This is a genomic window from Neorhizobium vignae, assembly GCF_000732195.1.
Taxonomy (GTDB): domain Bacteria; phylum Pseudomonadota; class Alphaproteobacteria; order Rhizobiales; family Rhizobiaceae; genus Neorhizobium; species Neorhizobium vignae.
Genome location: NZ_JNNU01000007.1, coordinates 106814 through 127975 on the forward strand (window position 1 = coordinate 106814; position 21162 = coordinate 127975).

The 21162-nt window shown below is 61.5% G+C and carries 24 protein-coding genes; 6 read left to right on the forward strand and 18 right to left on the reverse strand.

What is annotated here, in order from left to right; translation table 11 throughout:
• Positions 1 to 14: 14 nt before the first annotated feature.
• The 12 genes from GQ59_RS13540 to purC form a co-directional block, all read right to left on the reverse strand.
• Positions 15 to 1262: a multidrug effflux MFS transporter gene (locus GQ59_RS13540; RefSeq protein ID WP_037081996.1), complete on the reverse strand. Its 1248-nt coding sequence runs from the start codon at positions 1260 to 1262 to the stop codon at positions 15 to 17.
• Positions 1263 to 1351: 89 nt separating this feature from the next.
• Complete coding sequence (gene grxD / locus GQ59_RS13545; RefSeq protein ID WP_007770088.1) at positions 1352 to 1687, reverse strand: Grx4 family monothiol glutaredoxin; 336 nt, start codon at positions 1685 to 1687, stop codon at positions 1352 to 1354.
• A gap of 173 nt (positions 1688 to 1860) precedes the next feature.
• Positions 1861 to 2109 (reverse strand): hypothetical protein, encoded by a 249-nt coding sequence (locus GQ59_RS13550; protein WP_037082000.1) that lies wholly within the window; start codon positions 2107 to 2109, stop codon positions 1861 to 1863.
• Positions 2110 to 2112: 3 nt separating this feature from the next.
• Positions 2113 to 2349 carry a BolA family protein gene (locus tag GQ59_RS13555; protein ID WP_007770085.1) on the reverse strand — a complete coding sequence of 79 codons (237 nt, stop codon included), beginning with the start codon at positions 2347 to 2349 and terminating at the stop codon, positions 2113 to 2115.
• Positions 2350 to 2456: 107 nt separating this feature from the next.
• Positions 2457 to 3140: a hypothetical protein gene (locus GQ59_RS13560; RefSeq protein WP_037082002.1), complete on the reverse strand. Its 684-nt coding sequence runs from the start codon at positions 3138 to 3140 to the stop codon at positions 2457 to 2459.
• Positions 3141 to 3292: 152 nt separating this feature from the next.
• Complete coding sequence (gene purL, locus GQ59_RS13565; protein ID WP_037082005.1) at positions 3293 to 5500, reverse strand: phosphoribosylformylglycinamidine synthase subunit PurL; 2208 nt, start codon at positions 5498 to 5500, stop codon at positions 3293 to 3295.
• 161 nt (positions 5501 to 5661) lie between these two features.
• Positions 5662 to 6216, reverse strand: a complete 555-nt coding sequence (locus GQ59_RS13570; RefSeq protein WP_037082006.1) for an acyloxyacyl hydrolase — start codon at positions 6214 to 6216, stop codon at positions 5662 to 5664.
• Between the two features lie 220 nt (positions 6217 to 6436).
• Positions 6437 to 6835 (reverse strand): hypothetical protein, encoded by a 399-nt coding sequence (locus GQ59_RS13575; RefSeq protein ID WP_037082008.1) that lies wholly within the window; start codon positions 6833 to 6835, stop codon positions 6437 to 6439.
• A 56-nt stretch (positions 6836 to 6891) separates the two neighbouring features.
• A complete protein-coding gene (gene purQ, locus GQ59_RS13580; protein ID WP_037082010.1) occupies positions 6892 to 7572 on the reverse strand; it encodes a phosphoribosylformylglycinamidine synthase subunit PurQ in 681 nt (226 codons plus the stop codon).
• Positions 7569 to 7826 (reverse strand): hypothetical protein, encoded by a 258-nt coding sequence (locus GQ59_RS13585; RefSeq protein WP_037082011.1) that lies wholly within the window; start codon positions 7824 to 7826, stop codon positions 7569 to 7571. The genes purQ and GQ59_RS13585 overlap by 4 nt, the downstream gene beginning before the upstream one ends.
• 17 nt (positions 7827 to 7843) lie before the next feature.
• Positions 7844 to 8086, reverse strand: coding sequence for a phosphoribosylformylglycinamidine synthase subunit PurS (gene purS, locus GQ59_RS13590; RefSeq protein WP_037082013.1), 243 nt, complete (start codon positions 8084 to 8086; stop codon positions 7844 to 7846).
• A 16-nt stretch (positions 8087 to 8102) separates the two neighbouring features.
• Positions 8103 to 8867 (reverse strand): phosphoribosylaminoimidazolesuccinocarboxamide synthase, encoded by a 765-nt coding sequence (gene purC, locus GQ59_RS13595; protein ID WP_007770061.1) that lies wholly within the window; start codon positions 8865 to 8867, stop codon positions 8103 to 8105.
• Between the two features lie 706 nt (positions 8868 to 9573).
• On the opposite strand from purC, the gene GQ59_RS13600 reads away from it, so the two are divergent.
• A complete protein-coding gene (locus GQ59_RS13600; protein ID WP_037082016.1) occupies positions 9574 to 9888 on the forward strand; it encodes a DUF1476 domain-containing protein in 315 nt (104 codons plus the stop codon).
• Between the two features lie 75 nt (positions 9889 to 9963).
• On the opposite strand, the gene GQ59_RS13605 is transcribed toward GQ59_RS13600, so the two are convergent.
• The 6 genes from GQ59_RS13605 to GQ59_RS13630 all read right to left on the reverse strand — a co-directional run bounded on the left by GQ59_RS13605 (position 9964) and on the right by GQ59_RS13630 (position 17220).
• Positions 9964 to 12555, reverse strand: coding sequence for a sensor domain-containing protein (locus GQ59_RS13605; RefSeq protein WP_051903940.1), 2592 nt, complete (start codon positions 12553 to 12555; stop codon positions 9964 to 9966).
• A 126-nt stretch (positions 12556 to 12681) separates the two neighbouring features.
• Positions 12682 to 13236: an RBBP9/YdeN family alpha/beta hydrolase gene (locus tag GQ59_RS13610; protein ID WP_037082018.1), complete on the reverse strand. Its 555-nt coding sequence runs from the start codon at positions 13234 to 13236 to the stop codon at positions 12682 to 12684.
• Between the two features lie 31 nt (positions 13237 to 13267).
• Entirely contained in the window at positions 13268 to 14575 is a 1308-nt protein-coding gene (gene purB, locus GQ59_RS13615) for an adenylosuccinate lyase (RefSeq protein ID WP_037082020.1), read from the reverse strand.
• Between the two features lie 86 nt (positions 14576 to 14661).
• Positions 14662 to 15399: a DUF2259 domain-containing protein gene (locus tag GQ59_RS13620; protein WP_051903941.1), complete on the reverse strand. Its 738-nt coding sequence runs from the start codon at positions 15397 to 15399 to the stop codon at positions 14662 to 14664.
• On the reverse strand, positions 15396 to 16085 hold the full coding sequence (rpe, locus tag GQ59_RS13625) for a ribulose-phosphate 3-epimerase (RefSeq protein WP_037082022.1): 690 nt from the start codon (positions 16083 to 16085) through the stop codon (positions 15396 to 15398). Before rpe ends, GQ59_RS13620 begins: the two co-directional genes overlap by 4 nt.
• Positions 16086 to 16146: 61 nt before the next feature.
• Positions 16147 to 17220 (reverse strand): ABC transporter substrate-binding protein, encoded by a 1074-nt coding sequence (locus tag GQ59_RS13630; protein WP_037082025.1) that lies wholly within the window; start codon positions 17218 to 17220, stop codon positions 16147 to 16149.
• A 174-nt stretch (positions 17221 to 17394) separates the two neighbouring features.
• On the opposite strand from GQ59_RS13630, the gene GQ59_RS13635 reads away from it, so the two are divergent.
• The 5 genes from GQ59_RS13635 to GQ59_RS13655 are packed head-to-tail and all read left to right on the forward strand — an operon-like array spanning position 17395 to position 21162.
• A complete protein-coding gene (locus GQ59_RS13635) occupies positions 17395 to 17895 on the forward strand; it encodes a flavin reductase (protein ID WP_037082027.1) in 501 nt (166 codons plus the stop codon).
• 24 nt (positions 17896 to 17919) lie between these two features.
• Positions 17920 to 18849, forward strand: coding sequence for an AAA family ATPase (locus tag GQ59_RS13640; RefSeq protein WP_037082427.1), 930 nt, complete (start codon positions 17920 to 17922; stop codon positions 18847 to 18849).
• A gap of 29 nt (positions 18850 to 18878) precedes the next feature.
• The gene (locus GQ59_RS13645) at positions 18879 to 20144 is read left to right on the forward strand and encodes a vWA domain-containing protein (protein WP_037082429.1); all 1266 of its coding nucleotides are present in this window, start codon (positions 18879 to 18881) and stop codon (positions 20142 to 20144) included.
• On the forward strand, positions 20141 to 20467 hold the full coding sequence (locus GQ59_RS13650; protein WP_037082029.1) for an XdhC family protein: 327 nt from the start codon (positions 20141 to 20143) through the stop codon (positions 20465 to 20467). The genes GQ59_RS13645 and GQ59_RS13650 overlap by 4 nt, the downstream gene beginning before the upstream one ends.
• Positions 20467 to 21162, forward strand: a complete 696-nt coding sequence (locus GQ59_RS13655) for an XdhC family protein (RefSeq protein WP_037082032.1) — start codon at positions 20467 to 20469, stop codon at positions 21160 to 21162. The genes GQ59_RS13650 and GQ59_RS13655 overlap by 1 nt, the downstream gene beginning before the upstream one ends.

Below are 21162 nucleotides of genomic sequence, written 5' to 3' on the forward strand. Positions count from 1 at the left end.
TTGAGGACTGTAGCTCAGATCTTCGGATTATGCGGCTGGAAGAGTTTTCCCTTCTCGCCGATCAGCACGAAGATCAGCCCGATGATCGAAACGGTGAAGAAACCTGCGACCAGGGGCAGGGCCGTACCGTCGAAGGCCTGGCCGATCGCGACGCCGATCAGCGCGCCGCCGACCGTGCTCATGAAGCCGAGTACGGCTGACGCCGTTCCGGCGACATGGCCGAGTGGCTCCATGGCGAGCGAATTGAAGTTCGAGCCGATCCAGCCGAACTGGAACATGGCAAGCCCGAAAAACACGATGAAGATCACGAGCGGCATGGGTTGAGGCCCGAAGATCTGCACGAGCATCCAAACGAACGTGATGCCGATAAAGCCAAACAGCGAGCCGTGCGAAAGGCGCCGCATGCCGAAACGCCCGACAAACCTGGCGTTCAGGAAGGACGCGGCAGACATGAACACCGCCACGCAGGCAAAGACCACCGGAAACCAGACGCCGACGTCGTAGATTCCGACATAAATCTGTTGGGCCGAATTGATGAAGCCGAACAGGGCGCCGAAGATGAATGTGCTGGCAATCGTGTAGCAGAGGGCGAGCCGATTGGTCAGAACGATCTGGAAGGCGTGCAGGATGGAGGAAATGGTGAAGGGACGCACATCGGCCGGATCGAGTGTTTCCGGAAGGCGTGCATACATCCAGAAGCCGATGCAGAGCGAGGCGACGGCCATGAAAACGAAAATCAGGTGCCAGTTGCCGAACAGCATGATCACCTGGCCCGTGGCCGGCGCGATGACCGGTACGACCATGAAGACCATCATGATCAGCGACATCACTTCCGCCATGGCGCGGCCACCGTATACGTCGCGCACGATCGAAATGGAAATCACCCGTGTTGCGGCCGCTCCGGCGCCCTGGATGAAGCGAAGGACCAGCAGCGTTCCGAATGATGGCGCGACGACGGCGCCGACCGCGCAGACGAAATAGAGGCCGAGCCCGAAGAGCATCGGGTTCCTGCGGCCGAAACGGTCGGAGATCGATCCATAGATGATCTGCGCGGCGCCGAGGCCAAAGAGATAGGCGGAGACTACATATTGCCGATGGTTCTCGTTGACGACGCCAAGCGATGCGCCGATCTCCTGCAGTCCGGGAAGCATGATGTCGATGGCAAGCGAATTGATGGCCATCAGCATCGCCATCATCGCTATGAACTCGACCCGACCCATGCCGCGCAGGCGCGCCGGGGCCATTTGTGAAGGATTTGTCACAGCAGTTTCCTAAATAACGTGAAAGGCGCCGTTGGGAGCGGCGCCTTGAAAATGTCTTCTAAAAATCCCGGACCTGAGCCCGGAAGATCTCAGGCCGCGCCGCGGACGCTGATGCCCTGTTCCTGCAGGTGAGTCTGCAGTTCGCCGGACTGGAACATCTCGCGGACGATATCGCAACCGCCGATGAATTCGCCCTTGACGTAAAGCTGCGGAATGGTCGGCCAGTTGGAATAGTCCTTGATGCCCTGGCGGATTTCCGCATCGGCGAGCACGTTCACACCCTTGTAGTCCAGGCCGAGATAGTCGAGAATCTGCACGACCTGGCCCGAGAAACCACACTGCGGGAACTGCGGGGTGCCCTTCATGAAGAGAACCACGTCATTGGTCTTCACTTCGTTGGCGATAAAATCGGTAATTCCGCTCATGTCCTATCCTTTCACATGCGGTTTCAAGGGCCGCTGCGCTGCGTCATCTGCCTTAAATAGCAACGTGGCATCGGGAATTCCAGCGGAATAGTCCATCGGAAAGCGCTTATTGCCTCGCATGACTCCCATTTAACCCGTGGACACAAGTACATTGAGGTCACGGTACATTGAGGTCAGCGGTTGCGCTGCTTGCTGCGGCTTGCCGTTGTGCGCCGGCGGCTCACCTGTTTCGTCGCCGGCTTCGCCGCGCGTCTGCTTGTGGTTTTGGTGCGTGAAGCCTTCTTGGCGAAACGTCCGGTCGTGGCCGAGCGGATTTGCCGCTTCTTGCGTTTGGCCGGCGTGCGGCCATGCGACTTGCCGAGAAGTTCCTTCAGGGCAGTCTCAACGAGGCCGGTCACGATCTCCTTGATCAGGTCAGCCATCGCTCACTCCGCCGGAGCCGAGGTCTGCAATGCCAGCGCATGGAGCACGCCGCCCATATTGCCCTTCAGAGCCTCGTAGACCATCTGGTGCTGCTGCACCCGGCTCTTTCCCCGGAACGCTTCCGCCACCACTTCCGCGGCATAGTGGTCGCCGTCGCCGGCAAGATCCCGGATGGTGACCTTGGCACCGGGAATGCCGGCCTTAATCAGGTCTTCGATTTCACCGGGTCTCATAGCCATGACGTCATCCCTTTTCTCTCCGCGGGACTCAAAACCGCGGAACCTTTTGTCAGGATACACTGCCTCAAAGCTGCTCTCCGGTCAAAGCTGGATCGAAGAGCTCCGCCTCAATGGTGCAAGAATACGTGTTTCACCTTATGGAGGCTGGCTTTGGCTCGGGTTCTGAGCGGTGGAAGATGCTGCGTGCGGGAGAAGCGGAAAAGCCAGATGGCACTCAGGGTCAGGATCATGAAACCGTAGGATTCAATGCTCTCCTCCATCACGACAATGTCGAAATGCTCGGCAAGCTGGCTGCAGGCGAGAACGGCGGCAACCAGACCCAACGGCCAGGAAAGGCGCGGATGAATGGCCCGCAGGATGCCGCCTCTGTGACGGTATTCGAACACGATGGTCGCAATCAGCAGGACGAGAACGGCAGCGCCGATAATAATCGGCAGCCATGTCTTCGACACACAATAAACTGTCATACTTCCACGGCATACTGGCATCTCGCGCATGAAGAAGACGACGGAGATGCAGGCCGTCGTGATTGCGACGAAACGCGCAAGTATCCTCGTCCCCAAGGCCGCCATCACGGCAAAGAGGGCGGTGATGGCAAGCGATGCAGACTGAAGGTCTTCGATGGGGCCATCCTCATCGAAGATGTCGTGGGTGGTCATCCCCATCTTCGAAAAAATCATCCAGGCCAGAACGTTCAGGCAAAGGGTGATGATCAGTGCATCGAGCCAGATGCGCCTGTAGTGCCAGGTCGGGCCCGATGACCTCAACCAGGTCAAAATCGGCATAAGCATTTTTGCGCGCTTACTTCCTATGTCAGAAAACAGCGATGCTTACCCGGACAGCCCGAGTCCATCAATCCCTTGCGCTTCACGTTTGTTCACGCGTGCAGATAAACCGCGATCCCTCGACCGCGGCAAATCGCCCGATGCGTTTGGGCCGGGTATCAGGCCATGAAGGCTGGGAACCAGCTTTCGTGCGCTTCCGTGAGCTGCAAGACCGCAACGTTGATGAGGTCGTCGACCACGAGGCTGTCGCCCGCGACCGCACCGAGCGTGCGGAAGGGCACACCCGCGCCTTCGGCATTCGCCTGCACGAAATTGGCGAGATCGGCTGGCACCGCTATCACGTAGCGGGCCTGGTCTTCGCCAAACAGCAGCCCATGGGCCGGGCCGCGTTGTTCCTTGAGGCTGACCTTCATGCCCTTGGACGAGGCCATCGCCATTTCGGCAAGCGTGATCGCAAGACCGCCCGAGGAAATGTCGTGGCAGGCCGTCACCTGGCCGTTGCGGATTAGGGCACGGACGAAATCGCCGTTGCGGCGCTCGGCCTTCAGATCGACTTCCGGCGGCGGGCCGTCGATCGTGTCGAGAATGTCGCGCAGATAGACCGACGAGCCGAGATGGCTGCCATCCGTGCCGATCATGATCAGCTTGTCGCCGTCATTGGCAGAACCGATCTTCGCCATCTTCTGCCAGTCGGGCAGGAGGCCTACACCGGCAATCGTCGGGGTCGGCAGGATCGCGACACCATTGGTCTCGTTGTAGAGCGACACGTTGCCGGAAACGATCGGGAAATCGAGCGCCCTGCAGGCCTCGCCGATGCCCTTGATGGCGCCGACGAGCTGGCCCATGATTTCAGGTTTTTCCGGATTTCCGAAATTGAGGTTGTCGGTTGCGGCGAGCGGCTCGGCGCCGGTAGCGACGATGTTGCGCCAGCATTCGGCGACCGCCTGCTTGCCGCCTTCGAACGGATCGGCTTCGACATAACGCGGCGTGACGTCGGACGAGAAGGCGAGCGCCTTGGTCGGGTGGCTTTCGATGCGCACGACGCCGGCATCGCCGCCCGGACGCTGCAGCGAATTGCCCTGGATCAGCGTGTCATACTGTTCCCAGACCCAGCGGCGGCTGGACTGGTTGGCCGAACCGATAAGCTTCAGCAGGGCTTGGTTATAGTCAGCGGGTGCCGCGACCTGCGAGGCGGGCAGGGGCGCGCGGGCATTCGACGGGACCCACGGGCGATCATATTCCGGGGCCTGGTCGCCGAGGTCCTTGATCGGCAGGTTGGCAACTTCCTCGCCCTGATGCAGCACGCGGAAGCGCAGGTCGTCGGTGGTCTTGCCGACGATCGCGAAATCGAGGCCCCACTTGACGAAGATCGCCTTGGCCTGATCTTCCTTTTCCGGCTGCAGCACCATGAGCATTCGCTCCTGGCTTTCCGACAGCATCATCTCATAGGCCGTCATCCGGTCCTCGCGCACCGGCACCTTGTCGAGATCGAGTTCGATGCCGAGATCGCCCTTGGCGCCCATTTCGACGGCCGAGCAGGTAAGACCGGCCGCGCCCATGTCCTGGATGGCGATCACCGCGCCGGTCGCCATCAGTTCGAGGCAGGCTTCCAGCAGGCACTTTTCGGTGAAGGGGTCGCCGACCTGAACGGTCGGGCGTTTCTCCTCGATGGATTCGTCGAACTCGGCCGATGCCATGGTGGCTCCGCCGACACCGTCGCGGCCGGTCTTGGCGCCGAGATAGACGACCGGCAGACCGACGCCCTTGGCTTCCGACAGGAAGATGGCATTCGACTTGGCAAGCCCGGCCGCAAATGCGTTGACCAGGATATTGCCGTTGTAGCGCGGATCGAACTCCACTTCGCCGCCGACCGTCGGAACGCCGAAGGAATTGCCGTAACCGCCGACGCCGGCAACGACGCCGGACACAAGATGCTTGGTTTTCGGATGATCGGGCGCACCGAAGCGCAGCGCGTTCATCGCCGCGATCGGGCGGGCGCCCATCGTGAAGACGTCGCGCAGGATGCCGCCCACACCCGTCGCCGCGCCCTGGTAGGGCTCGATATAGGACGGGTGGTTGTGGCTCTCCATCTTGAAGACGACGCAATCGCCATCGTCGATGTCGACGACGCCGGCATTCTCGCCCGGCCCTTGAATGACGCGCGGCCCCTTGGTCGGTAGCGTTCGCAGCCATTTCTTGGAGGATTTGTAGGAGCAGTGCTCGTTCCACATGGCCGAGAAGATACCGAGTTCCGTGAATGTCGGCTCGCGGCCGATCAGATCGAGAATCCGCTGATATTCGTCGGGCTTCAAGCCGTGCGAGGCGACGAGTTCGGGGGTGATCGCGATACTGTTCGGGATGGTCATGATCTTCTCTGGATTGAAGGGCCAAGCTCTTGGCGCTCTTTAACCTATGTCGCAATGCGGCGCGACAGGAAAATACTGCCTTGCGGCGTTAGGGCGTGGCGGCCGGAAAACAAAAAGCGCCGGAAAACCGGCGCCCTCAGTTGGAAAATACTCTATCTGGATCAGAACTTGTAGCCGACCGCGATGCCTGCGTAGGAGAGGCCGTCGTTGTGATCGCACAGATCGGCGTTCGAAGAATGCTCGACGGTCGCAAGAACGCGCCAGTTGTTGGTGATGTTGTAACCGAGGCCGAGCGACTCATGGAAGAGCACATGGCAGCCGAGCTTCGGACCGTCGTTCGGCTTGTCGAGGTTGCCGTTGTTGAAGGCGCCGCCGAAGCCGAGATCGACGAAGATCTTGTCGGTGATCGGTGCCGTCCAGGTGAAGCCCGCAAAGACCTGGCTCGCTTCACCCGCCGTCGACACGATCGCGCCGACATGGACGCGCGGACGCAGCATGTGGTCCATGAAGCTCTGGGCATGGCGCTGGTCGAAGGGGTCGAAGAAGACGGTGGCGGACGGGAATGCGCCCTTCTCGAACGTGCTCTTGCTCTGGATCGAACCGGAAACGCCGATTCGCACTTCGTCGAACAGCCGCTCCTGCGCAACGGCGGTAGAGGACAGCGCCGACGCCGCCAGGACTGCACCGACCACGGTTCCGAAAAATGCCTTGTTCATTCCATCGCCCTCATACGCACCGCGATTTTGCGGCTGGCGCGATCCCGCGATACGGGTCGCCCGCTTCTCGATGACGAAAGTGGTACAATGACGGGTAGCGCCCGTCCAGCGCCGGTTCACGGACCGTTATGACTTGTGGCGAAAAAACGCAAAGATTCGGGCGAGCCGGTGCAGAGCTGCAACAGATTGTTTACAGAGATGTAAATTCAAATGGTTAATATCAGCAGCCGCTCGCACCGCCGGCCCAGCGGAGCACGTCGCGCTTGATTCTCTCGCCTTCCGGGCCGCCCATCATCGGACCGAATGCGTCGAGACGGGCGGGGTTGCCCTCCGCCTGCACCACCAGCATCGGGCGCGACTCGGGACTGTTGCGCGGCACGGCGAGAATGCGCGGCCGGCCGGAGAATGAGTTGAGTTCCGGTGCGAGTCGATAGGGCTTGAAGGCCGCGTCGCCCGACTTGAACCAGCAGCTATTGGCGGCGAGCGCCACGCGCTCCATCGTCGGCAGCGCCGCACGGTTCGCCGTCACCGCCGCCGGGCGTTCCGATTGGCAGGCGGAAAGCGCGATGCCAAGGGCGGCGAGAGGAAATGCACAGAGCAGGCGATAAGTGAACGGCATCAAGCGTCCTGACGTGGTTTCGATCGTTCTGGGATCGATCCGGATAAGATGAAGGTTCAGGCGGTCGCGGCGATCACATCGAGCGCCGAGGCGAAAATCCCGCGCCCGTCATTGCCGCCATGGGCGGCTTCGATCAGGTTTTCCGGATGCGGCATCATGCCGAGCACGTTGCCGCGGCTGTTCATGACGCCGGCGATATCGTTCAGCGAGCCGTTCGGGTTGGTGCCTTCGGCATAACGGAAGACGATCTCGCCGCGATCTTCCATGCCGGACAAGGTCTCCGCATCGACGAAATAGTTGCCGTCGTGATGGGCGACCGGGCAGCGAAGCACCTGGCCCTTTTCATAGGCCCGGGTGAAATCCGTGTCGGCGTTGACCACTTCGAGCTTCACTTCCTTGCAGACGAATTTCAGCGAGGAATTGCGCATCAATGCGCCAGGCAGCATGCCCGCTTCGACGAGGATCTGGAAACCGTTGCAGACGCCGAGCACCTTGACGCCCTTGTCGGCCTTGTCCCGGATCGCCTGCATGACCGGCATACGGGCTGCAATCGCTCCGCAGCGCAGGTAATCACCATAGGAGAACCCGCCCGGAATGACGATGAGGTCGACATCATCCGGAATGTCGGTCTCGGTCTGCCAGATGGTGATTGGCGCCTTGCCGGAGATCTTGGTGAGGGCGGCGATCATGTCGCGATCGCGATTGAGACCGGGAAGCTGAACGACGGCGGATTTCATGGGTGCGGTTCAAACCTTGCCTGGGCCTCGGCGAGCTCGCGCAGTTCGAGGCGGTTTTCGATACGGTCGAGTCGATTTTCAATATGCCCAATCGTGACGCGAAGATTGTTCATATCCCCTTGGAGAACGTGAAGTTGTCCTCTTAAGGTCATGTGGTCGGCTCGCAACTCACCAATTGATAGTTCGACTTTATCAAATCGCTGATGAATCTTCTTGAGAAGCTCATACATCAATTCACTTGTGATCTCGGCCATCACATACTCCGCAACCTTCAGTCGAGTGCGATAGTATAATTCTCAATCACAGTGTTTGCCAACAGCTTCTCGCACATGGCTTTCAGGTCCGCCTCCGCCTTGGCCTTGTCCGCGCCCTCGAGTTCGAGGTCGAAGACCTTGCCCTGGCGCACATGGCCGACGCCGGAAAAACCGAGACTGCCGAGCGCGCCTTCGATGGCCTTGCCCTGCGGATCGAGAACGCCGTTCTTGAGCGTGACTGTCACGTGTGCCTTGATCACTGATCCAACCCCCAGATTACTTGACGAGAACCGGCCCGGTCCCGCGGATCGGTTCGTTTTCATTGATGATTCCGAGACGCCGAGCGACTTCCGAATAGGCTTCAACGAGCCCGCCGAGATCGCGCCGGAAGCGGTCCTTGTCCATCTTTTCGCGGGTCTCGATATCCCAGAGCCGGCAGCTGTCCGGCGAGATTTCGTCGGCAAGGATGATGCGCATCATGTCGCCTTCGAACAGGCGGCCGCATTCGATCTTGAAATCGACGAGTTGGATGCCGACGCCGAGGAAAAGCCCGGAGAGGAAGTCGTTGACGCGGATGGCGAGCGCCATGATGTCGTCGAGTTCGGCAGGGTTCGCCCAGCCGAAAGCGGTGATGTGCTCCTCGGAGACCATCGGATCGGCGAGCGCGTCGGACTTGTAATAGAACTCGATGATCGAGCGCGGCAGGACCATGCCTTCTTCGATGCCGAGGCGGGTCGAAAGCGATCCGGCGGCAACGTTGCGCACCACGATCTCGAGCGGAATCATCTCCACTTCCTTGATCAACTGCTCGCGCATGTTCAGCCGGCGGATGAAATGCGTCGGGATGCCGATCTTGTTCAGATGGGTGAAGAGGTATTCCGAGATGCGGTTGTTGAGTACTCCCTTGCCGTCGATGACGTCATGTTTCTTCTTGTTGAAGGCAGTGGCGTCGTCCTTGAAAAACTGGATCAACGTGCCGGGCTCGGGGCCTTCATAAAGGATTTTGGCCTTGCCTTCGTAGATACGGCGGCGACGGTTCATGATTCTTGTCTCATTGTTGGCGCCCCTAACGGACGCAATGGATGATGTTGAGCGGTCCCTTATCGGAAAAGAACGGGTTTCACAATGCGGGCCTCCAAACCTTTGTGGGCGAGGGGTGGGCGAAGCCCAACCAGGAATCAGTGAGCTTCAGATTACACGGGTTCTCGAAGGTTTTGCTCTAGCAACTGAGGTGTCCGGGCCGAAAGGGCGGTAATAAACAGGAAAAGGAGGGACCCATGACATATATGCTCTTTGTGAACGGGCCAAAGCCGTTAACGACCAATTTACCTGTGACCAAAGCGTGCGGTTTCGCGCGGGAAGTCGTCGCAAGGGCTGATGGGCCTCCGGGTCGCATGGCTGCTCCCTCTGCCGATGCAGGCGCCTGTGCCGTGATCTGGGATTTCAATCCTCGACGGCAAGGCTCCGCAGGACTTAGCCACCAAATTGCGTCATGATTTCGACGCGGCCGGTATCTCAATTCCAGGCGAGGAGCTGTGATTGGCGATGCCAGCCCTGTCACCAGACCCGGCAAAAAGGCTGTGGGCAAAGACAGCGGGGCGCGGGTTTCCCCGCGGCGGAATTCGCATTCGTCAACTGCCGGCCACGATTCCGCTTCCGTCAGTGTCGGAATCGACGTCCCGCCGATTGCGCTCGCCTCGTCTTTTGATTATGGGGTCCCATATAAGTTCACTTTGGGAGACCCGAGATGAGTGGCCTCAGCGATCGCGAAAAAGCCTTTGAAAACAAGTTTGCCCTGGACCAGGAGTTGAAGTTCAAGGCGCTCGCCCGCCGCAACAAGCTCGCCGGCCTCTGGGCAGCGGGCCTGCTCGGCAAGGCGGATGCCGACGCTTACGCAAAGGAAGTCGTTGTTGCCGACTTCGAGGAAGCGGGCGACGAGGATGTGTTCCGCAAACTGCGCAGCGATCTCGATGCCGCCGGGGTATCCATCTCCGACCAGGATATCCGCACCAAGATGGTGGAGCTTCTGGCTCAGGCAATCGATCAGATCGAGAACCAATAAGCCGTATTCAGGCGGTCTGATGTGAAAGCTGCGTCCGGCCGGGCGCGGCTTTTCTTTCTTGCATAAATCGGGATCTCAGTCGCCGGTGGGGTGCCGCTTGCGATTGTCGGGCTGCGGATTTTCGCTTGGACGCCACCGGGCGGAAAGTATGAAATCCGGAATGCTGCCGCGCGGCATCGGTCTTGCGAGCGCATAACCCTGCAGCACGTCGCAGCCGAGATCACGCAGGATGCGGATCTGTTCCGTGGTCTCGACGCCTTCCGCGACAACCTCGATATTCAGCGATTTGCCGATCTCGATGATCGATCCGACCATCTTCCGTTGCTTTTGCGACTGCGAGACCAGGCGGACGAGTTCGCGATCGATTTTCAGCGCGCGCGGATTGAGCCGCAGGAGACTGATGATCGAGGCATGACCGGTGCCGAAATCGTCGATCTCGATCTCGATGCCGAGCTTCCTGATCCGCGCCAGGTTCTTCAGCACATCGTCGTCGCAATTGTCCAGGAAGATCGATTCCAGCAGTTCGAAGGACACCGTGCCCGGCTCGATCTTGAGCTTCTTGAGTTTGCGCGACAGCGAGGCGTCGTGCAGCCGCCGGTAGGAAACGTTGACCGAAAGTTTTGGAATCGAAAGGCCACGCGCGCGCCAGTCCCGGAAATCGGCAAGCGCCTTGTCGAGGATGGTGCCGTCGATCACCGAGACGACATCGAGTTCCTCGGCCATATCGAGGAATTTGTCGGGAGACAGCATGCCGCGTTCCGGGTGCATCCACCGCGCCAGCGTTTCCACGCCGGCGATCTCCAGCGTCCGCGCATCGAACTGCAGCTGATAATACGGAATGAACTCGTCGCGCTCGAGAGCAAGAAGGATCTCGTCGGAAATACGCTTGGTGCTGATGATCTCGTTCTGGGTCTCGGCAGAGAAGAATTCATGCCGGTTGCGGCCGCGGTTCTTGGCCCGGTAGAGCGCGATATCGGCGTTCAGGAGAAGCTGTCTCGCGTCCACATCCGCTCCCGTGTGGCAGGCGATGCCGATGCTGGCGCCGAAACGGCAGTCGTGGCCCTCATAGGATACCGGCTTGCGCAACTCTTTGATGATGCGGTCGGCCAGATGCGAGAGCTTGCGCGGCGATCCTTCGAATTTCGACAGGATGACGAACTCATCGCCGCCGATACGGGCGACGAAATCGCCCTTGCGGATCGTGCCCTTGAGGACTTTCGCCGCATGCTTCAGCATCATGTCGCCGGCACTGTGGCCGAGCGTGTCGTTGATCTGCTTGAAGCGGTCGAGGTCGATATGGAGGATTGCGATGCCGTGTCGGTCGCGGGCGCATTCCGCCGCCATGCGATCCAGCATCTCGTCGAGATAACGCCGATTGGGGAGATCGGTCAGGTAGTCGTGCATCGCGTTGTGCTCGATGCTGCTGCGGGCGGCTTCGAGTTCGCGGTTGCGCGCCTCGGCAAGGGTCTTTGCCCGTTCCAGTTCCCGGTGAAGCGTCACATCGGCCGTGACGTCCCAGTTGGCGCCGACCATCTTCTGGTGACCGTTACCGTCGATGAAAGACATGGTGCGGGTGCGCACGACGCGTTCGGAGCCGTCCCGCAGTATCACGCGGTATTGGTCCGAGAAACGTTTGCCCTCTTCGATATGGGCAGAGACGTTTGCCTGGACGCGTGCCGCATCGTCCGGGTGCAGGAAGCTCTCCCAGAGCCCGCCGATCTTCACTTCCTCGGTCTTTTCCAGTCCGTAGATCCGGAACATCCGTTCGTCCCATTCAACCTGGCCGGTGGAGAAGTCGGATTCGTAGACGCCAATGCCGGATATTTCGAGCGCCATGTCGAGCCGCCTCGACATCTGCGCCGTCCTCTCTTCAGCGGCTTTGCGGGCGCTGATGTCCGTGTCCGTGCCGACCACGCGGGTCGCCTTGCCGCTCGCGTCCCATTCGACACAGGCGCCCCGGCATTCGATCCAGACCCAATGCCCCTGCTTGTGGCGTTCGCGATAGTCGAAGACGGCGTAGGCGGGATCCCCGGCGATCTGTCGCTCCATGGCGTGGATGACGCGCGCATGGTCGTCCGGATGGACAAGCTCGAGCCATTCCTCCGTGCTGGCGGCCAGCGGATCCTCCGCCGACATTCCCCGGATCTGCCGCCACACCGGCGAATAGTACTTCTGGCCTGTCGCGTAGTTATGATCCCAGACGCCTGAGACCGAGCTGACCAGCGCGTTGTCCCAGCGGCTTTCGCGTTCGGCAAGTTCTTCGAACTGCCCTCTTTGATCCGTGATGTCGCTCAGATGGACGGCAAACAGAAACTGCCCTTTGAGGTTTTTGCCGAGCGGCGCGAACGTGGCCAGCGCCCATCGCTGCGAACCGGTTGGGTGCATGACGCGCAGCTCCAGGCGTTTTGCCGGGGAAACGATGTTCAGGCCCTGGATCGCCTGATGGAAGTCGGCTTCGTCATCGGAATGCAGGAGGGTCGAAAAGACCGCCGGCTTCTGGCTCTCGCCAATCCACTCGCGTTTGAATGCGCCATTTGCGAACAAGAGCGCCGCGGCATGGTCGATAATGGCAATCGGGAAGGGGGCGGCTTCGAATACCGTCTCAAGAACGCCGATTTCGTCTCCTGGGTCGGAGACCAAAGGGCGTGGGAGAACATTTGACGGCATCGGCACAGCCTGGCTCGCAACAAAACGAGCGGGCACTTTAGCAAGTGTCAATTAAATCCAGCTTAAAATTGCTGTTCGAATTGATGCACGCGGAAATTAGTGGCAAACGCCAATTCCCCCGTGTTTTCAAGGCTTCAGGCGGCTGATGAACTGGGCAAAAACCATCGTGCCTTCCGGCCACGGTCCATGGCCGGAATCCTGGTTGATGTGGCCGGCTTCCCCTGCATCGACCAGCATCGAACCCCAGGCGGAAGCGATGTCGTCTGCATGTTCGTAGGAGCCGAACGGATCATTGCGGCTTGCAACCGTTAGCGACGGGAAGGGAAGCGGATCCCGCGGGTAGGGGCCGAAGGTCTGCAGGTGCTTGGGCCGGATGGACGGATTGTCCACTTCCGGCGGGGCCACGAAAAAGGCGCCGGCCACCGGTTTCGTGAACAGCGGAACGGCATGAATGACGGTCGGGATGCCGAGCGAATGGGCGACGAGGACGACCGGCCGCGTCGCACGGTTCACTTCTTCGGCGACACGTGCGACCCAGTCCTCGCGCACGGGCTTCGACCATTCCTCCTGCTCGACCCGCCGGGCCGTCGTCAGCTTCTGCTCCCAACGGGTCTGCCAGTGATGCGGCCCGGAATTGGTGTAGCCGGGGACGATCAATATATCTGCTTCGGATGCCTTCATGGCGCCTATCTGTGTTCGCAGAGGGTCAAGATCAAGCCTCGCCGAAGACCCGGCGGAAGATCGTGTCCACGTGTTTGGTGTGATAGCCGAGGTCGAATTTTTCGCGTAGGTCCTCTTCGGAGAGAGCGGCGCGGACTTCCTGGTCCGCCAGCAGTTCCTCGAGGAAATCCTTGCCTTCTTCCCAGACCCTCATCGCGTTGCGCTGCACGAGGCGATAGGCGTCCTCGCGGGAGACCCCGGCTTGCGTAAGGGCAAGCAGAACCCGCTGCGAGTGAACAAGCCCACGGAACTTGTTCATGTTCTTCATCATGTTGTCGGGGTAGACGAGCAGCTTGTCGATCACGCTGGTCATCCGCGCCAGGGCGAAATCGAGCGTTACCGTCGCGTCCGGGCCGATCATGCGCTCGACCGAGGAATGGGAAATGTCCCGCTCGTGCCAGAGCGCCACATTCTCCATGGCCGGCAACGCATAGGAGCGCACCATGCGGGCGAGGCCCGTCAGGTTTTCGGTCAGCACCGGATTGCGCTTGTGCGGCATGGCCGACGAGCCCTTCTGGCCCGGCGAGAAAAACTCTTCCGCTTCGAGGACTTCGGTGCGCTGCAGGTGGCGGACCTCGATCGACAGCCGCTCGATCGACGAGGCGATGACGCCGAGGATCGCGAAATACATGGCGTGACGGTCGCGCGGGATGACCTGGGTCGAGACCGGCTCCGGCTTCAGGCCAAGCGCTGCGGCGACATGTTCTTCGACGCGCGGATCGATATTGGCAAAGGTGCCGACCGCGCCGGAAATTGCGCAGGTGGCGATCTCTTCACGGGCTTCGAGCAGGCGGGTCTTGTTGCGGTCGAATTCCGCATAGGCCTGGGCGAGCTTGACGCCGAACGTTGTCGGCTCTGCGTGGATGCCGTGGCTGCGGCCGATCGTAACCGTGTCCTTGTGCTCGAAGGCGCGGCGCTTCAGCGCTTCGAGCAGCTTGTCGATATCGGCCAGCAGGAGGTCGGTGGCGCGCACCAGCTGGACGCTGAAGCATGTGTCGAGCACGTCGGAGGACGTCATGCCCTGATGGATGAAGCGGCTGTCCGGCCCGACGAATTCTGCAAGATGGGTGAGGAACGCGATGACGTCATGCTTGGTGACGGCTTCGATCTCGTCGATGCGGGCAACGTCGAACGTGGCCGACCCACCCTTTGCCCAGATCGTCTCCGCTGCCGACTTCGGGATCACGCCGATTGCCGCAAGCGCATCGCAGGCATGAGCCTCGATCTCGAACCAGATGCGGAACTTGGTTTCGGGCGACCAGATGGCGACCATTTCGGGCCGCGAGTAACGGGGGATCATGGGCTTGTCGTTTCCTTCACGAGTGTCGGCTGCGCTGTAGCAAGAAGCGCGGCGAAGCTCAAGTTTTTGAGGCGATCAAACAGGAGTTAGGGCGCTGTCTTGACCGGAACGGCGATCCAGCGGCCGTTCTGGCCCTCGAAACCGGCGCTGAGGACCATGATCAGCGCGACTTCGACCGCAGCGCCTTCGAGCGACGAGCCGGCGACGACACCAGCGAGCCGGTAGCCGGTGACGCAGCCGCGTGACGCTGGGATGCGCTGGTCTTCGTGGACCACGTCGTTGACAGGTTTCCCGTTCCGTTCAGTAAAGCGAAGGCGCAACGAGACCGTCTTTTCGACTATGCCTTCACATTGCGGGCCGAGCGGCTGCGGGACCTCGTCGAGGACGAGCGTATTGGCTTCTCCGACCGGCGGTACGGCCGCAACGCTGAGATATCGCAGCTGATGGGGATCGTTGCCGATCTCGGTGATCGGATTGAAAGCGACGACCTCGCCTGGATGATTGGCGAGCTCGTGGGTCTCGATCATTCCATCCGCGTCATTGTGCACCTGCCAGCGGGCCTTGGCGATCGTCGCTCCATCCTGTTCCAGCCGGACCCGGTACGGCGTCCCGGGCAGGTAGGTATCCTTGTTGAGGTCGAGCGCGTAGATATTGGCATAGGGAAAACCGGATCCGTCCTGGATGCCGTATTCCTCGAAGGCGAAAACGGCGCCGTCGGAGGAAAAGCCGATCGGGCGGACGCTTGCGATATCGGCAGCGGCCGTGGCACCGGCGAACAACATCGCCGCAAATGCCGGAACCGAAGATCGCAAGGCTGATATCATCTGCGTCCGTCCTCCGCCGCAGCTTTCAGCCGCGCGATGTTCTCACGATAGGCCGCGATTCCTTCGCCTTTGTAAACCGCAGATCCGGCAACAAAGACATTGGCGCCCGCAGCGGTTGCCGCGCCGATCGTCTCGGCGGTGATGCCGCCATCGACTTCCAGCTCGATCGGCCGGCTGCCGATCATGGCCTTGGCAGCGCGGATCTTGTCGGTCATCGCGGGAATGAACTTCTGACCGCCGAAGCCGGGATTGACGCTCATGATCAGGATCAGGTCGATATCGTCCAGCACGTTTTCGATCGCCGAGAGCGGCGTCGCCGGGTTGAGCGTGACGCCGACCTTCTTGCCGAGCGAGCGGATCGTCTGAAGCGAGCGGTGCAGGTGCGGCCCGGCCTCGACATGCACGGTAATGCCGTCGCATCCGGCCTTGGCGAAGGCTTCGAGGTAAGGATCGGCAGGCGAGATCATCAGGTGGCAGTCGAAAAAGGCGGTGGTGTAGGGTCGCAGCGACTTGATGACGTCAGGACCGAACGAGATGTTTGGCACGAAATGCCCGTCCATCACGTCGAGATGGACCCACTCGGCTCCCGCTTCGACGGCGTCGCGCACTTCCTGGCCGAGTTTTGAAAAGTCGGCCGCGAGAATGGACGGGGCGATGCGGATCGGCAGGGCAGTGGCGAGCGTCATGGGTCGAAAGTCTCCGGTTGTCGACGGTCCCTCTAACATCGCGCTGCGGGCGGAACAATCGTTAGTCCGTCGCCGGACGCGAGAGGACGAACGTGGATCCCCGCCATTCGAGCAGGCGGAACGGATTGTCCTTCAGCTCATGACTGCGATCGAAGGCGATCGGGCCGATGACGGTACTGAAGGAGCGGCTGCCGATCGTCTGTGCCAGGGGCTGGCCTGCGGCTGCGGTCACCGCCTGGTGAACAAGTTCGGTCGCGGCATAGGCAGGCAGCAGATAACCGTCCGCGTCGATATTTTTCGCGCGCAGGGCCGCGACGGCCGCCGCCGCGGAGGGCAGGGTGGCATATTCCGGGAGGGCGACGGCCAGGACGCCCTCGCGCAGCGGCACCGGACGGTTGGCCGCACGCAAGTTGTCGCCGCCGAGCAAGGTGAGGGGAAAGTTTTCGGAAGCGCCGTCGCGGGCGATGATCGCCATGTCGTTGCGGTCGCCGCCGACGAACACATGGCTTGCCCCCGCCTTGGCGAGACGACGCACCAGTGCCACCTGCTGTTCCTGGCCAGGTCGGAACGTGTCGGTGAAGATCGGCGTGATGCCCATCGGTTCGAGGCGCTGACGGATGGCGCTGGCGAGCTCGCGGCCGTAGATCGTGCCGTCCTCGACCAGCGCGATCGGCTCCGCCTTCCAGATGCTGAGGATGGTTTCGGACAGTTTCTCCGCCTCGTCGCCTTCGGCTGGCGCCATGCGGAAGAAGGGCCAGCCGTTCCGCAGCGTGTCCTCCATCAGGATTTTCGAGCGCACCGAGACGGTAATGGCCGGAATCTGTGCGGCCTTCAGCAGCGGCAATGCGGTGGAGAGCGTCTCGACGCAGAGGAAACCGACGGCGGCGGACACTTTCGCGTTGGCGAGGCTTCTGGCGGCGGCAGCGCCACCGTTTTCATCGCAGCTTTCGTCGATCTCGACGACGGTGTCGCCGCCCGCGTCCGCTGCTGCGCGTGCGCCCTGAAAGACCTGATTGCCGAGCGGTGCGTATGGGCCGGAGCGCGGCGCGACCACCCCGATCACTGCCGCCGGTGCCGATCCGCATCCGAGAAACGAAGCCAGCAGTCCGGCGATGATGAAACGTCGTGCTGTCATGTTTTTCCTGGGATTCTTTCTCGAAGCGACATTTAGCTTTCTCATCGCAGCCGTCAAAGAGAATCGGCTTGTCGAAGTAAAAAGCCGCAACTCCGGTAGACATCAAGGGTTTTTGCCACCATATCTCGAAGAGTAATGCGGGACTGACGGCGGTCCCCCGATGCCTTTCAAGAGATGCCTTTGACGGACCAGCCTCTCCTCGACCCCGTCCACTACCGCAACGGCATGGCACGATACGCGGGCCACGTCCAGGTTGTGACGACAGAATTCGAAGGCGTGCGGCGCGGCGTGACGGTGACGGCAGCCTGCTCAGTCTCGGACAACCCGCCGACCGTGCTCGTCTGCCTGAACGGCAGCAATGCAAGCAATGCCATCTTCGAGAGGAGCGGCGTCTTTGCTTTGAATTCGCTGGCGGCGCATCATCAGGCGCTGGCGACGGGGTTTGCGGGCCTGAGCGGCATTCCCGCCGGGGAGCGGTTTGCGCTCGGAGTTTGGAAGACGCTGGTGACCGGCGCTCCGGTGCTGGCCGATGCCGTCGTCAGCTTCGATTGCCGGCTGACCGACATAAAACGGGTTTCGACCCATTTCGTCATGTTCGGCGAGGTGAGGGCCATGCATTTCGGCGAGGCGAACCCCTCGCTCATCTATCTGGATCGCGGCTTTCGTAGCTTATAGGATGCCGTTTGAAAGGGTGTGATCATGCCTGAAGGAAAAACGAGCTCTCTACCGACCTCGATCGACGAGACGATCGCGCTTTTGGGCGCCGAGGATTATCTTGCCGGACGCTCGCTCGGCACGGTGATCTTCCTGGCGCTGAAGATGAAACGCCCGCTCTTCCTCGAAGGCGAAGCCGGCGTCGGCAAGACCGAGATCGCCAAGACGCTGGCCAAGGCCTTGAACCGGCCGCTGATCCGGCTGCAGTGTTACGAAGGCCTCGATATCTCCTCGGCAGTCTACGAATGGAATTATCCGGCCCAGATGCTGGACATCCGGCTTTCGGAGGCGTCGGGCGTCAAGGATCGCTCGCGCATCGAGGCGGACCTCTTTTCCGAGCGTCACCTGATCCGCCGGCCGGTGCTGCAGGCGCTCGGCCAGCCGGGTGGTCCGGCGCCGGTCTTCCTGATCGACGAGCTCGACCGCACGGACGAGGCCTTCGAAGCCTTCCTGCTGGAGGTCCTTTCGGACTTCCAGGTGACCATCCCGGAACTTGGGACGATCAAGGCCGCAGAGCCGCCGATCGTCATCATCACCACCAACCGCACCCGCGAAATCCACGATGCGCTGAAGCGGCGCTGCCTGTATCATTGGGTCGATTATCCGGATGCGGCACAGGAACTGGAGATCATCCGCCGCAAAGTGCCGCAATGCTCCGAAACCCTGTCGCGGCAGGTGGTCGCCTATGTGCAGAGGCTGCGGACAGTCGACCTCTTCAAGAACCCGGGCGTGGCCGAAACCATCGACTGGGCGACGGCGCTGACCGAGCTCGACCGGATCGCCCTCGATCCGGAAACGATCGCCGACACGCTCGGCACGCTCTTGAAATATCAGGACGATATCGCCCGCATCAAAGGCGGAGAAGGCGAACGGGTGCTTTCCGAAGTGAAGGCCGAATTGCTGGCAGCGGGATAGGGGCCATGGCAGGCTTGAGCGACGACGGAATGATCGTGCCCCCGGTTTCGGCCGGCGTTACAGGGTTCGGTCCGGGGAGGTCTGGCGATGATGGCCGGCTCGCCGACAACCTCGTCTATTTCTCCCGCGTATTGCGCCGTGCCGGGCTGAAGACCGGGCCGGCCGCTGCTGCCGACGCGATTGCCGCGGTCGATGCGATCGGCATCGGTTCGCGCGAGGAGTTCCACGCGGCGCTGTCTGCCGTCTTCGTCAGGCGCCACGAGGACCAGCCTGTCTTCGACGAGGCCTTTCGCCTGTTCTGGCGTTCCCGCGATCTGGTCGGCAAGATGATCGCGATGATGTCGCCGAAGGCAGCCGACAATCGCGAAAGGGAAAAGCAGAAGGCCGGCGCCACCCGCGTCAGCGAGGCGCTGACGGCGGACCAGCCGGAGACCCCAAACCGCAAGAAACCGCCGGAGATCGAAGTGGACTCCCGCTTCACGACCTCTGCCGGCGAGATCCTCAAGCGCATGGATTTCGCCCAGATGAGCGCGGCCGAGCTGGTTGAGGCCCGGCGCGAACTGGTCAAGCTCGCTCTGCCGCTGGACAAGGTGGCAACGCGGCGGTTCCGGCCGTCCGGCCGCCCGCCGAGGATCGACCCGCGCGCCACCATGCGCCAGGCGATGAAGAGCGGCGGCGATCTCATTTTGCCGCGGTTCCGCGAACGCAAGACCGCGCCGCCGCCGCTGGTCGTGCTTGCCGATATTTCCGGCTCAATGAGCCAGTACACCCGCATCTTCCTGCATTTCCTGCACGCGCTGACCGAAAAGCGCACCCGGGTGCATACCTTCCTTTTCGGCACTCGGCTGACCAACGTCACCCGTCAGATGCGCCGCCGCGATCCGGACGAAGCGCTGGCCGGCTGCACCGATGCGGTGCGCGACTGGTCCGGTGGAACGAGGATCGGCGCGACGCTTGCCGAATTCAACCGGCTCTGGTCCCGCCGCGTGCTGGGGCAGGGCGCCGTCGTGCTGTTGATCACCGACGGTCTTGAGCGCGAGGGCGTCGAGGAGCTGGCACGGGAAATGGACAGGCTGCACCGGTCCTGCCGCCGTCTGATCTGGTTGAACCCGCTGTTGCGCTTCGATGGTTTCGAGGCGCGGGCGCGTGGCGTGCGGGCCATGCTGCCGCATGTGGACGAGTTTCGTGCCGTCCATAACCTGCGCTCGCTTGCCGATTTGGCGATTGCATTGTCGGATGATCGGACAAAGGCCGCGGACCCGCGGCGTTATTTGGATGTGAGGAGGGTCGCATGACTGTTTCCGAAATTCTGGACCCGTTGCAGACCGCCGAGAGCTGGAAGCAGGCCGGCCGCAACGTGGCGATTGCAACCGTGATCGAGACCTGGGGCTCGGCTCCCAGGCCGACCGGCAGCCATCTCGTCATCGATAGCGAAGGCAATTTCGAAGGCTCCGTCTCCGGCGGCTGCGTCGAGGGTGCTGTGATCACGGAGGCGCTCGACGTCATCGAGAGCGGCGCTCCGAAGATGCTCGAATTCGGGGTTGCCGACGAGACCGCCTGGCGGGTCGGTCTGTCCTGCGGCGGCCGGATTCGGGTTTATGTGGAAAGGCTCGGCTGATGGAGCTCGACGCACTGACGAAGCTCAACGCCGCCCGGCGTTCCCGCAGGGCTGCCGTTGTTGTAACCGATCTCGCCAACGATCAGGTGGAGGTCATCCTGGAGGGCGAACCCGTATCGGGTTTGCTTGGGGAGGAAACCGCAAAAGCGTTTCGCAGCGGCAAGGCGGGAACGGTGGAACTCGAAGGACAGTCGCTGTTCCTCAATGTTCATCTGCCGCCGCCGCGCATCGTGGTGATCGGTGCCGTCCATATCAGCCAGGCGCTGGCCCGGCTGGCCCCGGTCGCCGGATATGACCTGACGATCATCGATCCGCGCACGGCTTTTGCGACCGAAGAACGTTTCGAGGGCGTCGAGCTGATCGCCGACTGGCCAGAAGACGTGTTGAAGGATCACCCGCTCGACGCCTATACGGCACTGGCGGCCGTCACCCACGATCCGAAGATCGACGATTTCCCGCTCTCGGAAGCGCTGCGGGTCGGGTGCTTCTACGTCGGAGCGCTTGGCAGCCGGAAGACCCATGCGAAGCGTGTGGAGCGGCTGAAGGAATTGGGCCGCACCGACAACGAGATCGGCCGCATCGCCGCGCCGATCGGCCTCGACATAGGCGCCGCGAGCCCCGCCGAGATCGCGCTCGCCACGCTTGCCCAGATCGTCCAGGCTTTTCGCCGGCGCGATCTCGTCACCGTAGGGTGA

Excerpts from the sequence above, each read along its gene's own strand:
- grxD (WP_007770088.1), bottom strand. The coding sequence starts at position 1,687 with ATGAGCGGAATTACCGATTTTATCGCCAACGAAGTGAAGACCAATGAC.
- GQ59_RS13550 (WP_037082000.1), bottom strand. The coding sequence starts at position 2,109 with ATGGCTGACCTGATCAAGGAGATCGTGACCGGCCTCGTTGAGACTGCC.
- GQ59_RS13555 (WP_007770085.1), bottom strand. The coding sequence starts at position 2,349 with ATGGCTATGAGACCCGGTGAAATCGAAGACCTGATTAAGGCCGGCATT.
- GQ59_RS13560 (WP_037082002.1), bottom strand. The coding sequence starts at position 3,140 with ATGCTTATGCCGATTTTGACCTGGTTGAGGTCATCGGGCCCGACCTGG.
- purL (WP_037082005.1), bottom strand. The coding sequence starts at position 5,500 with ATGACCATCCCGAACAGTATCGCGATCACCCCCGAACTCGTCGCCTCG.
- GQ59_RS13570 (WP_037082006.1), bottom strand. The coding sequence starts at position 6,216 with ATGAACAAGGCATTTTTCGGAACCGTGGTCGGTGCAGTCCTGGCGGCG.
- GQ59_RS13575 (WP_037082008.1), bottom strand. The coding sequence starts at position 6,835 with ATGCCGTTCACTTATCGCCTGCTCTGTGCATTTCCTCTCGCCGCCCTT.
- purQ (WP_037082010.1), bottom strand. The coding sequence starts at position 7,572 with ATGAAATCCGCCGTCGTTCAGCTTCCCGGTCTCAATCGCGATCGCGAC.
- GQ59_RS13585 (WP_037082011.1), bottom strand. The coding sequence starts at position 7,826 with ATGGCCGAGATCACAAGTGAATTGATGTATGAGCTTCTCAAGAAGATT.
- purC (WP_007770061.1), bottom strand. The coding sequence starts at position 8,867 with ATGAACCGTCGCCGCCGTATCTACGAAGGCAAGGCCAAAATCCTTTAT.
- GQ59_RS13600 (WP_037082016.1), top strand. The coding sequence starts at position 9,574 with ATGAGTGGCCTCAGCGATCGCGAAAAAGCCTTTGAAAACAAGTTTGCC.
- GQ59_RS13605 (WP_051903940.1), bottom strand. The coding sequence starts at position 12,555 with ATGCCGTCAAATGTTCTCCCACGCCCTTTGGTCTCCGACCCAGGAGAC.
- GQ59_RS13610 (WP_037082018.1), bottom strand. The coding sequence starts at position 13,236 with ATGAAGGCATCCGAAGCAGATATATTGATCGTCCCCGGCTACACCAAT.
- purB (WP_037082020.1), bottom strand. The coding sequence starts at position 14,575 with ATGATCCCCCGTTACTCGCGGCCCGAAATGGTCGCCATCTGGTCGCCC.
- GQ59_RS13620 (WP_051903941.1), bottom strand. The coding sequence starts at position 15,399 with ATGATATCAGCCTTGCGATCTTCGGTTCCGGCATTTGCGGCGATGTTG.
- rpe (WP_037082022.1), bottom strand. The coding sequence starts at position 16,085 with ATGACGCTCGCCACTGCCCTGCCGATCCGCATCGCCCCGTCCATTCTC.
- GQ59_RS13630 (WP_037082025.1), bottom strand. The coding sequence starts at position 17,220 with ATGACAGCACGACGTTTCATCATCGCCGGACTGCTGGCTTCGTTTCTC.
- GQ59_RS13635 (WP_037082027.1), top strand. The coding sequence starts at position 17,395 with ATGCCTTTGACGGACCAGCCTCTCCTCGACCCCGTCCACTACCGCAAC.
- GQ59_RS13640 (WP_037082427.1), top strand. The coding sequence starts at position 17,920 with ATGCCTGAAGGAAAAACGAGCTCTCTACCGACCTCGATCGACGAGACG.
- GQ59_RS13645 (WP_037082429.1), top strand. The coding sequence starts at position 18,879 with ATGATCGTGCCCCCGGTTTCGGCCGGCGTTACAGGGTTCGGTCCGGGG.
- GQ59_RS13650 (WP_037082029.1), top strand. The coding sequence starts at position 20,141 with ATGACTGTTTCCGAAATTCTGGACCCGTTGCAGACCGCCGAGAGCTGG.
- GQ59_RS13655 (WP_037082032.1), top strand. The coding sequence starts at position 20,467 with ATGGAGCTCGACGCACTGACGAAGCTCAACGCCGCCCGGCGTTCCCGC.